13 protein-coding genes are annotated in these 13,209 nt (G+C 69.6%); 7 read left to right on the top strand and 6 right to left on the bottom strand.

From position 1 onward, the window contains the following. Nucleotides 1-76: 76 nt before the first annotated feature. Both ABZX37_RS37235 and ABZX37_RS37240 read right to left on the bottom strand, forming a co-directional pair. Nucleotides 77-1,270 carry a cation:proton antiporter gene (locus ABZX37_RS37235; protein WP_354747714.1) on the bottom strand — a complete coding sequence of 398 codons (1,194 nt, stop codon included), beginning with the start codon at nucleotides 1,268-1,270 and terminating at the stop codon, nucleotides 77-79. Nucleotides 1,271-1,311: 41 nt separating this feature from the next. Next, nucleotides 1,312-1,629 (bottom strand): hypothetical protein, encoded by a 318-nt coding sequence (locus ABZX37_RS37240; RefSeq protein ID WP_354747716.1) that lies wholly within the window; start codon nucleotides 1,627-1,629, stop codon nucleotides 1,312-1,314. Between the two features lie 289 nt (nucleotides 1,630-1,918). On the opposite strand from ABZX37_RS37240, the gene ABZX37_RS37245 reads away from it, so the two are divergent. Continuing rightward, entirely contained in the window at nucleotides 1,919-2,767 is an 849-nt protein-coding gene (locus tag ABZX37_RS37245) for a chitosanase (RefSeq protein WP_354747718.1), read from the top strand. Further along, entirely contained in the window at nucleotides 2,731-3,315 is a 585-nt protein-coding gene (locus tag ABZX37_RS37250; protein ID WP_354747720.1) for a L,D-transpeptidase family protein, read from the top strand. The genes ABZX37_RS37245 and ABZX37_RS37250 overlap by 37 nt, the downstream gene beginning before the upstream one ends. Here the strand turns inward: ABZX37_RS37250 and ABZX37_RS37255 are convergent. Genes ABZX37_RS37255 through ABZX37_RS37265 form a run of 3 tightly spaced genes read right to left on the bottom strand, consistent with a single transcriptional unit; the run spans nucleotide 3,281 to nucleotide 5,444 of the window. Next, entirely contained in the window at nucleotides 3,281-4,264 is a 984-nt protein-coding gene (locus ABZX37_RS37255) for a PHP domain-containing protein (protein ID WP_354747722.1), read from the bottom strand. The genes ABZX37_RS37250 and ABZX37_RS37255 overlap by 35 nt on opposite strands. Nucleotides 4,265-4,282: 18 nt before the next feature. Then, complete coding sequence (locus ABZX37_RS37260) at nucleotides 4,283-4,786, bottom strand: metallophosphoesterase (protein WP_354747724.1); 504 nt, start codon at nucleotides 4,784-4,786, stop codon at nucleotides 4,283-4,285. Between the two features lie 4 nt (nucleotides 4,787-4,790). Next, entirely contained in the window at nucleotides 4,791-5,444 is a 654-nt protein-coding gene (locus tag ABZX37_RS37265; protein ID WP_354747726.1) for a GntR family transcriptional regulator, read from the bottom strand. A gap of 118 nt (nucleotides 5,445-5,562) precedes the next feature. On the opposite strand from ABZX37_RS37265, the gene araD reads away from it, so the two are divergent. After that, nucleotides 5,563-7,281: an L-arabinonate dehydratase gene (gene araD, locus ABZX37_RS37270; protein ID WP_354747728.1), complete on the top strand. Its 1,719-nt coding sequence runs from the start codon at nucleotides 5,563-5,565 to the stop codon at nucleotides 7,279-7,281. Between the two features lie 91 nt (nucleotides 7,282-7,372). After that, the gene (locus tag ABZX37_RS37275; protein ID WP_354747730.1) at nucleotides 7,373-9,148 is read left to right on the top strand and encodes a VanW family protein; all 1,776 of its coding nucleotides are present in this window, start codon (nucleotides 7,373-7,375) and stop codon (nucleotides 9,146-9,148) included. Here ABZX37_RS37275 and ABZX37_RS37280 read toward each other — a convergent pair. Further along, on the bottom strand, nucleotides 9,132-9,809 hold the full coding sequence (locus ABZX37_RS37280; protein ID WP_354747732.1) for a TetR/AcrR family transcriptional regulator C-terminal domain-containing protein: 678 nt from the start codon (nucleotides 9,807-9,809) through the stop codon (nucleotides 9,132-9,134). The two genes, ABZX37_RS37275 and ABZX37_RS37280, sit on opposite strands and share 17 nt — an antisense overlap. A 79-nt stretch (nucleotides 9,810-9,888) precedes the next feature. On the opposite strand from ABZX37_RS37280, the gene ABZX37_RS37285 reads away from it, so the two are divergent. The 3 genes from ABZX37_RS37285 to ABZX37_RS37295 are packed head-to-tail and all read left to right on the top strand — an operon-like array spanning nucleotide 9,889 to nucleotide 12,824. Continuing rightward, nucleotides 9,889-10,446: an ester cyclase gene (locus ABZX37_RS37285; protein WP_354747734.1), complete on the top strand. Its 558-nt coding sequence runs from the start codon at nucleotides 9,889-9,891 to the stop codon at nucleotides 10,444-10,446. Between the two features lie 42 nt (nucleotides 10,447-10,488). Continuing rightward, nucleotides 10,489-11,259 (top strand): ABC transporter ATP-binding protein, encoded by a 771-nt coding sequence (locus ABZX37_RS37290; protein WP_067582806.1) that lies wholly within the window; start codon nucleotides 10,489-10,491, stop codon nucleotides 11,257-11,259. Next, a complete protein-coding gene (locus tag ABZX37_RS37295) occupies nucleotides 11,235-12,824 on the top strand; it encodes a hypothetical protein (protein WP_354747737.1) in 1,590 nt (529 codons plus the stop codon). Before ABZX37_RS37290 ends, ABZX37_RS37295 begins: the two co-directional genes overlap by 25 nt. The last annotated feature ends 385 nt before the right edge of the window (nucleotides 12,825-13,209 follow it).

Below are 13,209 nucleotides of genomic sequence, written 5' to 3' on the forward strand. Positions count from 1 at the left end.
ACTTGGGCCAAGGATAGCCGTGCGTGACGGTCGTGGCTTCCGAATATGCCGCGAGTGACAGCCCCGCCTCGCCGGTTCACGGCACCGGGGCCGGCCGCGGCCGCACGAGCTTGGCCGGAAGCAGCCAGGTCAGCCGGTCCGAGCGGAGCACGGCGAGCGGTCCGATCACGGCCAGGAGCAGCACGTATCCGGCGACGAACGGGGCCACCCGCGAGTCGAGCCCGGCCGCGGTCGCCATCGTCGCCAGCACCAGCGAGAACTCGCCCCGGGTCAGCACGGTCAGGCCGATGTTCACGCCTTCCTGCCGGTCGAAGCCGTGCAGGCGGGCGGCGAACGCCCCGGCGGCGAGGTTCAGCACCAGCGTCAGCACGACGGCGGCGAGCACCGGGAGGACGACCGTGCCGACCGCGCCCGGGTCGATCGACAGCCCGAAGATGAAGAAGAACAGCGCGCCGAACGCGTCCCGCAGCGGCAGCACCAGCTTGTGCACCCGCGGCGCGACCTGGGAATTGCCGAGCATCATGCCGACCATGAACGCGCCGATCGCGTCGGAAACGCCCACCTCCTCGGCCGCCGCGGCACCGAGCACGGCGACGCCGACGAAGCAGACGGTGAGCAGTTCGTCATCCGCTGAGCCGAAGAGCCGCGACACCAGCCGTCCGCCCCAGCGGGCCAGCGCGGCGAGGACGAGCAGGAAGCCGAACGCCTTGCCGAAGTCGGCGAGCGCCGCGCCGAATCCGTCGGCGCCGCTCAGCACCGGCTGCAGCAGCGCCAGGTACAGCGCGAGGAACAGGTCTTCCAGCACGACGATGCCCATGATGAGCCGGGATTCCCGGTTGTTCATCCGCCGGGTTTCCAGGAGCAGTTTGGTGACGATGGCCGAGGACGAGATGCCGATCGCGCCGGCGATCACCAGCGCCTCGCGCGTGCCCCAGCCGAGCGCGAAGCCGAACGCGAGCCCGCCGCCGATGTTCAGCACGAGGTACGCCAGCCCCGCCCAGGCGAGTCTGGCGCCGCCGCGGGCGAGGTCGTCGAGCGAGAACTCCAAGCCGAGATAGAAGAGCAGGAACACGAGGCCGAGCCCTGCCAGCACGCCGAACTCGGCCGGATCGTCCACAAGGGACAGTCCGGGGGTGTGCGGGCCGAAGACGAAACCGGCCAGCATGAACAGGGGAATCGTGGGCAGCCCGATCCGGGCGCCGACGCGGGCGAGGGCGCCGGCGGCGAGAAACGCGCCGCCGACGGCCAGCAAAGCATGACCGTTGCTCATGAAATCCTCTTGAGAGCCGGGTACAGGTGGGGAACGAGTACTCAGCACTCGGGAGGGGCCCGCGCCGCGGCGGGCGCGGGCGCGCGGTCCAGTTCCGCCGGCGGTGCGGCGGAAAACGGGACAGTGCACCGATCCGGCCGGGCAAGGCGGATCTCGCCCGGGGCGTCGGCGAGCGGCAGCGGGTGCGCGGCGACGAGGTGCGGGCCCTGTTCCTGAACCAGGGCCGGTTCGGGGTCGTGCGGACGCGGGCCGGACGGTCCCGGACCGGGGACGGCGACGCCGAGCAGGAGCAGCGCGGCGAGTGCCACGACGAGGATGGACCGGTGCCGCGGCGCGGAAGCGGCGGCAGCAGTCGTCATCTCGGGGCGAGTTTACCATGTCTTTAAGGTGCGCCGAGAGCTTCTGCTGAAGTCCATAGTGGACAGTCCAACGACGACTCCCGCCGTTCCAGTGGATTTTCAGCCGCCTTCAGGCAATCTTCATCGTCCACAGTGGATCGACCGCGTTCACATCTGTGAAAAGTTTTCGCATCCCTTGCCCCACGGCTTCACGCTCGGTTATCGTGGCGCTACGCCGCAGCAGTACCCGGAACCGGTCATTCGCCGGTCCGGCCGCCTTGCCCACGTACCGCGGAAAGGGATTCCCCTCATGCGCAAGACGATGCGGCCCACGCTGGTCGCCGGTCTCACGGCTGCCTCGGCCCTCGCCCTCGTGTTCAGCACCCCCGCTCTCTCGGCTGCCGCCGTGCCCGCCCCGCTCGCCACCTCAGCTTCCGTGCTGGGATCCGGCGGCGACCTCGCGTCTCCCGAGAAAAAAGAGATCGCGATGCAGCTCGTGTCGAGCGCGGAGAACTCGTCGCTCGACTGGAAGAAGCAGTACTCCTACATCGAGGACATCAAGGACGGCCGCGGCTACACCGCGGGCATCATCGGGTTCTGCTCCGGCACCGGCGACATGCTCGAACTCGTGCAGGCCTACACCAAGTCCGTGCCGGACAACCCGCTCGCGAAGTTCTTGCCAGCGCTGGAAAAGGTCAACGGCTCCGATTCGCACGAAGGTCTCGGCGCGCCGTTCGAGAGCGCTTGGAAGGAAGCCGCGGGCACTCAGGAATTCCAGGCCGCGCAGAACAGCGAGCGCGACCGCGTGTACTTCGACCCGGCGGTGAACCAGGGCAAGTCGGACGGTCTCGGCGCGCTCGGCCAGTTCATCTACTACGACGCGATCGTGATGCACGGCCCAGGCACGAGCACCGACAGCTTCGGCGGCATCCGCGACGCCGCGCTGTCGAAGGCGAAGCCACCGGCCCAGGGCGGCGACGAAACCGCCTATCTCAAGGCATTCCTCGACGCGCGCAAGGTGGTCATGAAGAAGGAAGAGGCGCACGCGGACACGTCCCGCGTCGACACCGAGCAGCTGGTGTTCCTCAACGACGGCAACCTCGATCTGCACACGCCGCTGAAGTGGCAGGTCTACGGCGACCCGTACGAGATCAACTGAATCCCCGGCAAGTTCTCACGGTCACCGCGCACAGCGCGTCCGCGTGGGACCACGACGGCGACCGCTGGGTACGGGCACTCGGTCCGTACCCAGCGGAAGTCGGCGCGCAAGGAATCGGCGTCGCGAGCGAAGGGCTTTCCCTTACCCCAGCCGGAATCTGGCCGCTCACCGAGGCTTTCGGCATCGCGCCGAACCCCGGTACCCGACTCCCCTACCGGCAGGTGACCACTTCGGACTGGTGGGTGTCCGATGTGCGCTCTCCGCTCTACAACACGCATTACCGAGGCACACCAGGCCAATTCGACGAAGCGGCGGGCGAGAACCTCGGTGCGGCGGGCCTGGCGTACGCGCACGCGGTGGTGATCGACTACAACCGCTCGCCGGTCGTGCCCGGTGCCGGTTCGGCGTTTTTCCTGCACGTGACCACCGGCGGGCCGACCGCTGGCTGTGTCGCTCTGGCAGTCGACGACCTGATCGCGGTGCTGCGCTGGCTCGACCCCGCGCGGAATCCCGTCATCGCACTAGCTGATCAGCCGTCCGCGTGTTGACGATCCGGTCCGGCTCGATGCCCGCCTCTTCCGCCCGCTCGCAGCCGTAGCCCTGCCAGTCGAGCTGACCGGGCGCGTGCGCGTCGCTGTCGATCGCGAACTCGCAGCCCAGCTCGACGGCCTGGCGCAGCAACCGCATCGGCGGATCGAGCCGGTCCGGCCGCGAGTTGATCTCCACCGCCACCCCGTTCTCGCGGCAAGCGGTGAACACCTTCTCCGAGTTGAACTGCGACTCCGGCCTGCTGCGTCCGCCGACCAGCCGTCCGGTGCAGTGCCCCAGCACGCGGACGTGCGGGTTCTCGACGGCGGCCAGCATCCGCGGGGTCATCTCCCGCGCGGGCATGCGGAGCTTCGAGTGCACGCTCGCCACCACGAAGTCGAGCCGGTCCAGGAGCTTCTCGGTCTGGTCGAGCGCACCGTCGTCGAGGATGTCGACCTCGATGCCGTGCAGCAGGCGGAACGGGGCCAGCTGCTCGTTCACTCGCGCGACCTCGTCCATCTGCGCGCGCAGCCGTTCCGGGGACAGGCCGCGCGCGACGGTCAGCCGCGGCGAATGATCAGTGAGCACGATCCACTCATGCCCCAGCTCGCGCGCCGTCTCGGCCATCTCGAGGATCGGGCTGCCACCGTCGGACCAGTCGGAATGCGTGTGACAGTCGCCGCGAAGCGCCGTACGCAGCGCACCGCCGTCCGGCAGCCTCTTTTCGGGCAGCTTCGCCGCGTACGCGGGCGTACGGTCGTGCCACGCGTCTTCGATGACCCCCGCAGTGGCTTTGCCGATCCCCTTCAACGCCTGAAGCGTCTTCGCACCGACGCGCGACGCCAGTTCGTCTTCGGAGAGCTTGTCGACCACTGCGGCGGCCTGACGGAACGCGCGCACCCGGTAAGTCGGTTCACCGGCGCGTTCGAGCTGGAAGGCGATGTCGCGCAGGGCGCGGGCCGGGTCCATGACTCCTGTTCTACCCGTTCAGCCGCGCCGAGGCAGCTCATGCAGCTCGACGTCGCCGAGACGGCCGTCGCGGATTTCCGCGGTTTGGTAGGTGCAGAACGGCTGCCGCCGCCGGTCGGTGGGCGAACCGGGGTTGAGCAGCCGCAGCCCGCCGGGCGTCACCGTGTCCCACGGGATGTGGCTGTGGCCGAAGATCAGCCCGTCGACGTCCGGATACAACGCGTCGCACCGAGCGGGACGGCCCTTCGCGTCGCCAGTCTCATGGACGACCGCCAGCCGGACGCCTTCCAGCGTCTCGCGAGCCACCTCAGGCAGGCGTTTCCGCAGTTCAGGGCCGTCGTTGTTGCCGTAAACGCCGATCAGCCGGGCGCTGCGGGCCTCAAGAGCGTCGAGAGTGTCCACGTCGACCCAGTCGCCCGCGTGCACCACGACGTCCGCCTTCGCGACTTCGTCCCAGACCTGTGCGGGCAGTTCCTTCGCCCGCTTCGGCAGGTGGGTGTCCGCGAGGAGCAGCAACCGCACGCCGTCACTCCTCCCCGATCGCCTCGAGCACGTGGTCGAGGAACGCCGCGATGTGCGCGCGCAGCAGCTCGGCCGCGCCGTCCTCGTCGCCCTTCTTCGCGGCGGCGAGCACCGCCTTGTGCTCGTTCCATTCCTTGCGCCAGCTGGGATTCGCGTCCCAGCCGACCACCGTGATCAGCGCCGCGCGGTCGCGCAGGTCGTCCAGCATCGACACCATCAGCGGGTTGCCGCAGCCCGCGTACAGCGCGCGGTGGAACCGCCGGTTCAGCAGGCTCAACGTGGTCTGGTCGGTATCCGCGCCCGACGCTTCCTTGAGGACCTGCGCGGCCTCGTCGAACGCTGTGCGGTCCGACGAGCGCACGGCGCGGCGCAGCGCCTCGGGCTCCAGCACCATCCGCACGTCGTAGACCGACCGCGCCAGCTCCGCGTCGACCACGCACACCGACGCGCCCTTGTACGGGCTGAACGTGACCAGCCCGGTGTTGGACAGCACCTTGAGCGCTTCGCGCACGGGCGTCTTCGACACCCCGAGCCGCGCGGCCAGCTCCGCCTCCACGAGCTGCTGACCGGGCACCAGCTCGCGGGCGAGAATGCCGCGCCGGATCTCCTCCAGCACCACCTCGGTGCGGGAGGCGGGGAGGCTGAACGTGGACGGCATGCCGACCCTCCTGGCTTTCGCGCTCGTCCCCGCACATTCAACCAGGCGGGCGTCTCCGAGCGTCGACACGTACGATCATATATCAGATGCCATCCGCCGACCGAGGAGACGCAGCCCGATGAAGGCACCCGAGGACTTGCGCAGCCACCGCTGGTTCGGCGGCGACGACCTGCGGAATTTCAGCCACCGCACCCGTGCCCGGCAGCTCGGCTACGAGGCCGACGAGCACCTCGGCAAGCCGGTGATCGGCATCCTCAACACCTGGAGCGACATCAACCCGTGCCACCAGCACCTGCGCGAACGCGCGGAGCAGGTCAAGCGCGGCGTGTGGCAGGCGGGCGGGTTCCCGCTGGAGTTCCCGGTGGCGACGCTGTCGGAGACCTATCAGAAGCCGACGCCGATGCTGTACCGGAATCTGCTGGCGATGGAGACCGAGGAACTGCTGCGGTCGTATCCGGTCGACGGCGCGGTGCTGATGGGCGGCTGCGACAAGACCACCCCGGCGCTGCTGATGGGTGCGGCGAGCGCCGGGCTGCCGTCGATTTTCGTGCCCGCCGGGCCGATGCTGCGCGGAAACTGGCGCGGCGAGGTGCTCGGCAGCGGCACCGACATGTGGAAGTACTGGGACGAACGGCGCGCGGGCACGATCGGCGACCGCGAGCTCGCCGAGCTGGAACGCGGCCTCGCCCGCTCCCCCGGCCACTGCATGACAATGGGCACCGCGTCGACCATGACGTCCGCCGCCGAGGTGCTCGGGCTGACGCTGCCCGGCGCGGCGTCGATCCCCGCGGTCGATTCCGCGCACCACCGGATGGCGGCGGCGAGCGGTGCGCGAATCGTGGGCATGGTGTGGGAAGACCTCACGATCGCGAAGATCCTCGACGAGCACGCGTACGCCGACGCGATCACCACCGTGCTGGCACTCGGCGGATCGACCAACGCGGTGATCCACCTGATCGCGATGGCCGGACGCAGCGGAATCTCGTTGTCCCTGAAGGATTTCGACGAGATCGCGCGCCGGGCGCCGGTGCTGGCGAACATCCGGCCGGGCGGCGATTGGCTCATGGAGGATTTCTATTATGCGGGCGGCCTGCCCGGGCTGTTGTCCCGCTTGACCGACCTGCTGCACCTCGACCGGATCACCGTCACCGGGCGTCCGCTCGCTGATTCTCTCGCCGACGCGGGCGTGCACAACGACGACGTGATCCGCCCGCGCGACAACCCGGTCGCCAGCGAAGGCGGCGTGGCCGTGCTGCACGGGAACCTCGCTCCCGGCGGCGCGGTGATCAAGCACATCGCCGCTGACCCCACGCTGCTCACGCACACCGGTCCGGCGGTGGTTTTCGACAACTACAAGGACCTGAAGAAGCGCATCGATGACCCGGCGCTGGGTATCACCGCCGATTCCGTGTTGGTACTGCGCGGATCCGGTCCGCTCGGCGGTCCCGGGATGCCCGAGTACGGCATGCTGCCGATCCCGGCGCACCTGCTGGAACAAGGCGTGCGGGACATGGTGCGGATCTCCGACGCCCGGATGAGCGGCACCAGCTACGGCGCGTGCGTGCTGCACGTGGCACCGGAATCGCACGTCGGCGGACCGCTCGCGCTCGTCCGCGACGGCGACCTGATCACCCTGGACGTGCCGTCCCGGACGTTGCGGCTTCAGGTGGACGACGCCGAACTGGAGCGTCGTCTCGCTTCGTGGGCCGCCCCTGCACCGCGGTTCGAACGAGGTTACGGTGCGCTGTACGCGGAGCACATCACGCAGGCCGACGAGGGCTGCGACTTCGACTTTCTGGCGCGCGCCGGGGCCAATCCGGAACCGGACGCCGGGTGACCGGTTTGTTCCGCTGGGGGCAGTAGTCCGGCATGTCCGGCTCGGCCCGTACGCTGTGCCCTTGACCGCAGCGAATCGAAGGGGTCGTGAGGTGCAGTACGAACCGCGCTGGCCGGAAACCGACAGCGACCAGACCGAGATCCTGCCGGTCGTGCCGCCCGAGGAACCTCCGTCCCCGCCGCGAAGGCGGGGCCTGCGCAAAGCGGGCTGGATCAGCGGCGGCGTGCTCGGCGTCCTGGTCGTCGCCTACCTCATCGACCTGCTGACCAGCCAGGGCCGGGTGCCGCGCGGCGTCGTCGTGGCCGGCGTGGACGTCGGCGGGCTGGAGCGGCCGGTCGCCGAACGCGAGCTGCGCGGGAAGATCGAGCCGCGGCTCACCCAGCCGCTCACCGTCACCGCGGGCAACGCGCACACCAAGCTGTCGCCGACCGAGGCAGGGCTGGGGCTCGACTGGAGCGGCACTCTCGACCAGGCGGGCGACCAGCCGATCAACCCCTTCACCCGGCTCGCGTCGTTCTTCAGCACGCGGGAACTCGGCGTGGTGTCGCACGCGGAGGCCGAGAAGCTCGACCCGGCGCTCGAGGACCTGCGCGGACGCGTCGACCGGGAGCCGGTCGAGGGCACGATCCGGTTCGACGGCACCACCCCGGTCGCGGTCCCGCCGCAGGCCGGGCAGAAGCTGGACGTCGCGGCGGCGCGCGCGAAGGTGCTGAGCGGCTGGGCTTCCAGCAACGAGCTGACGCTCCCGGTCGCGCCGACACCGGTGCGCACCACCGCGGAGGGCGTTCAGCGGGCACTGACCGAGTTCGCCAAGCCCGCGGTGTCCGCGCCGATCGTGGTCAAGGGCGAAGGCGCGGACGCGACGCTGAGTCCGGAGCAGATCGCGGGCGCGTTGACGTTCGTGCCCGGCGACGGCGGCGGCCTCGCGCCGCAGGTCGACCCGAAGAAGGTCACCGACGCGCTCGCGCCGCAGCTGAAGTCGACCGAGCAGGAGGGCAAGGACGCGGCCATCGCGTTCTCCGGCGGCAAGCCGGTCGTCGAACCGTCCGCGGACGGCAACACGGTCGACTGGGAGCAGAGCCTCAAGCCGCTGCCGAACACGCTGAAGCAGGCCGACAGCCGTGAGCTGAAGGCGATCTACAAGAAGACTCCGGCGAAGGTCACCACCGAGCAGGCGGACAAGCTCGGCGTCAAGGAAGTCATCGGCGAATTCAGCACCGGCGGGTTCGCGCCCGACTCCGGCACGAACATCCGCGTGGTCGCCGAGAAGGTGAACGGCGCGATCGTGAAGCCGGGAGAAACCTTCAGCCTCAACGGGTTCACCGGCGCGCGCGGGCGTCCGCAGGGGTACGTCGAGGCGGGCGTGATCGAGAACGGCGCGCCTGCCCGCGAGGTGGGCGGCGGCATTTCGCAGTTCGCCACCACGCTGTACAACGCGGCGTACTTCTCCGGGATGAAGGACGCCGGGCACAAGGAACACAGCTACTACATCAGCCGTTACCCGGCCGCGCGCGAGGCGACGGTGTTCCAGAACCCCAACGGCGCCAGCGTGATCGACCTGAAGTTCACGAACGACTCGGACACCGGCGTCGCGATCCAGACCGTCTGGACGTCGTCGTCGATCACCGTGAAACTGTGGGGCACCAAGCGGTACACGGTCGAATCGGTTCCCGGCGAGCGGTCGAACCCGACGCCGCCGCCGACGAAACCGGGCCCGGCGGAGAACTGCCACGCGTCCAACGGCGCGCCCGGTTTCACCGCGAGCGACACCCGGATCCTGCGCGACGCCTCGTCGGGCCGGGAAGTTTCGCGGCACACGCGGTCGGTCCGCTACAACCCGCAGCCGAAGATCACCTGCGGGGAGTAACGAGTCGCTGCATCGTGGCGGCCACCGCCAGATCCACGGCGAAGGAAAACTCCGCTTCGTGATCGCACCGCGCCAGATACGGCGCGCATTCGACGACGGCGGGAAGTCCGGTCTGCTCCAGTTCGGCGCGGCGGTGGGCGATTCCGGCTTCGTCGGTGACGCCGAACGCCGGCCCCGCACCCGCCTCGCGCAGGAGCGAGCCGACCACGACGGCCAGGAGCGAGCGCAGCAGGTGCACCGCCTCTTCGGGGGACGCGCCTGCCTTGCGCAGCACCGAAAGCACCGCCTCGACCGGGGCGAGCGCGGCGATCGACGGCAACTGTCTGGTTAGGACCAGCGCGGCGGCCTGCGGGTGCGCGCGCGTCGCTTGCCGGAAGGACTGGGCGATCGCGCGGAGGTCTTCTTCGGGCTGGCCGGTCAAGTCCGGGAGGCCGATCCCGGCGAGCACGTGCCCGGCGACGGCGTCGAGCAAGGCTTCTTTGCCGTCGATGTGGTGGTAGAGGCTCTTCGCGTCCACGCCGAGACGCTGCCCGACGGTCCGCATGCTCACCGCTGCCGCGCCGTCGGCGTCGACTACTTCCAGCGCGGCCGTCAGGATCGCCTCCCGCGACAGCCGGGCGTCTCCCTTGCGCGGGCGTCCCCGGCGCGTCGTGGTGTTCACGGCTCCATCATGGCGCACTTGCGGTTAACCCACACTGTGGATTAAATTGCGGTTCCGCTCTCCTGGCTTGGAGGAACCCGTGGACCCGTTGGCCATCCCCGCGCCCGAAGTGCTGCGAGCCCGGCACAAGCTCGTCCTCGACCACTTCCGCGACGAGGTGCGCCAGGACTGGGACGACGTGCTGGAGACGTTCCCGCACCCGCACTACGAGATCGTCCCGACGATGACCGTGCACGACGGCGATTCCGCGGTGCGCGGCTACTACGACGAAACGCGTCGCGCTTTTCCGGATCAAGACCACGAAATCATCGCCCTGCGGCACAGTGCGGATGCGGTAATCGTCGAGTTCTGGCTTCTCGGCACACATCGCGGGCCGCTCGGGAAGATCCCGCCGACCGGGCAGCGGTTCCGGGTCCGGATGACCGCGTACTTCCTGTTCGACGCCGACGAACGGCTGGTGTGCGAACGCATCTACTTCGACACGCTCACCATGCTCCGCCAGTTGCTGAGCGCGTACGACATCCGGAAACCCACGTCATGGCCCAAGCTCGTCCGCGCGGTGCGCGGGCTGCTGGCGATGTCCGGAACCCCGGATCCGCGGCTTTCCGAAACCACTCCGCCCGCTTTCTGTCGGTGACCCCGCGTACAGTCGTGCGCACACCACGGGAAGGGGGAACCGGTGTCCGACGACGCGGCCATGGGGCTTTACGGACTCACCAAACGGTTCGGGACCACGCTGGCAGTAGACGATGTGCGGCTGGAAGTGCCGCGGGGGTCGTTCTTCGGTCTCGTGGGCCCCAACGGAGCCGGGAAAACGACGTCGCTGTCGATGGCGGTCGGGCTGCTCAGGCCAGACGCCGGCGAAGCGCGCGTGTTCGGTGTGGACGTTTGGCGGGAACCGGAACGGGCGAAAAGCCTGATCGGCGTTCTTCCGGACGGATTGTCCATTCCGGAGCGGCTCACCGGGCGGGAACTGCTGACGTACATGGGCTTGCTGCGCGGGCTCGCGCCGGACACGGTCGCCGAACGCGCGCAGGAACTGCTCGGCGTGCTGGAGCTGACGGACGCCGAGCGCACCCTCGTCATCGACTATTCCGCGGGCATGCGCAAGAAGATCGGCCTCGCGACGGCGTTGCTGCACGGGCCGCGGCTGCTGGTGCTGGACGAGCCGTTCGAAGCGGTGGACCCGGTTTCCGCGTCGACGATTCGCACGATCCTGCAGCGGTTCGTCGCTTCCGGCGGTGCGGTCGTGCTGTCGAGCCACGTGATGGCGTTGGTGGAACAGCTGTGCAGCCACGTCGCGGTGATCACGCGCGGACGCGTCGTCGCCGCGGGCGCGGTGGCGGACGTGCGGGGCGAAGGCACGCTGGAAGACGCGTTCGTGCACATTGTCGGCGGGCGGACCGGTGGAGCGGAGGGGCTGGCGTGGTTGGCGTCCTCGTCCGACTGAAGCTGCGGGTCCTGCGCAATTCGCTGCGCGGGCGGCAGATCGCCGGAATGATCGTCGGCGGCATCTTCGGTCTGCTGGCGGCTTTGTTCACCATCGGCGTCGCGGTGTTCCCGGCTCCGGAAGCGCGGATCACGGTCGACCTGCTCACCTCCGTCTACGCGGTGTGGATGGCGGGCTGGGTGCTCGCGCCGATCGCGACCGGCGGCGGGGACGACACCCTGCGGCCGGAGCACTTCGCGCTGCTGCCGATCGGCCGTCGCAAGCTGGCGGTCGGTCTGCTCGCGGCGAGTTTCGTGGGCGTCACGGCGCTGGTGAGCCTGCTGGCGTTCCTCGGCTTGGTGTTCTACGGGCTGCGGTTCGGCGCCGGTGCGGCGTTCGTCGGGCTCGTGTTCACCGTGCTGCAGCTGGCGTTCGTGGTGTTGCTGTACCGCGTGGTGATGGCCGCGCTCGGCACGCTGCTGACGTCGCGCAAGGGCAAGGAACTGGGCATCATCCTGGTGGCGCTCACCGGGTTGTCCGGCGTCGCGGTGAACTACGTGACGCGGAGCGTCGGCCCGGCGATCGTCACCGGCCAGATGCCCGGCTTCGTCAGCGTCATGCACGCTCTGCCGTCCGGCTGGGGCACCCTCGCGGTGCACGCGGCCGGAGCCGGCGAATGGGGCACCGTCGGCGGCCTCTTCGCCGCGCTGCTCGGGGCAGTAGCGGTCTTGGTCCTGGTCTGGGGCGCGTTGCTGGCCCGGCAGGTCACCACTCCTTCCTTCCGCGGTGCCTCCCGCACCCGCGCGAAGAGCACCCGCACGCGGCGCAGCCTCCTCCCCGCCACGCCGATCGGTGCCGTGGCGCGCAAGGAGCTCTACACCTGGTGGCGAGACGCGCGCCGACGCGTCGCCCTGCTGTCGACGCTGCTCATCGGTTTCGTCATCACCGTCGTGCCAGCCCTGTCCGGCGGTGGCGGCGGACAGTCGGTGATGCTGCCGTATTTCGGTGTCGCAGTGGTGATTTTCGCGTCCATGCAGTCCGGCAACCTGTACGGAATGGACGGCAGCGCGCTATGGCACACGCTCGTCGTCCCCGGCGCCGAACGCGCCGACGTGCGCGGCCGTCAGCTGGCATGGGCCCTGATCGTCGCCCCCATCGCCCTTGTGCTGGCGCTGGTCCTGCCCGGCGTCACCGGCGTGCCGGGGGCGTACCCGTGGGTCCTCGGCCTGGTCCCGGCAACCCTGGGCGCCGGAGCCGGAATCCTGATGCTGCAATCGGTCTTCCTGGCCTTCCCGCTGCCGGATCAACGCCGCAGCGGCAGCCCATGGTCGTCCGGCGGCCGCCCCGGCTGCGCCCGCGCCGCCCTGATGCTGGCGACAACGCTCCTCATCCTGCTCGGCGCGCTGCCGGTGGTGGCGCTGTGCGTAGCCGGAAAGCTCACGGACCTGCCAGTGCTGCAGTGGCTGGGCATTCCGGCCGGAATCGCGACCGGCATCGCCTTGGCGTGGTGGTGGGGTTCGCTGGCCCAGAAACGACTGATGGAGCGAGGTCCGGAGCTGCTGGCGACCGTCTCCAAGGAACGGTGACAGAGGAACGGCGACAGATTTTTCTTGCCGGGTTTTTCGCCGGGCTCTTGAACGGCGTCGAGCGCGTTCGCAGCCAAGGTAAGAGACCCGGCTTGAGGAGTTCGCCATCAAGCAGTACCTGATGGCCGTCCAGGGAGCCGAAACCACGCTGGAGACCGGCGACGAGCCAGCCGATCCATCCGGCCTGCCGCCGCCCGCCAACCGACCACAACCTGCCTGGCAGCCAGCCGATCCACCCGGCCCGCCATCGCCTGCCACCCGACCCCAGCCAACCACAACCGGCCTGGCAGCCAGCCGACCCACTCGGCCCGCCACCACCCACCAACCGACCCCAGCCTGCTTGGGCCGTCAGTCGATACGTCCGGCCTACGCCGCCTGCTCACCG

It is taken from the genome of Amycolatopsis sp. NPDC004079 (assembly GCF_040610415.1).
In the GTDB taxonomy this organism is placed as follows: Bacteria; Actinomycetota; Actinomycetes; order Mycobacteriales; family Pseudonocardiaceae; genus Amycolatopsis; species Amycolatopsis halotolerans.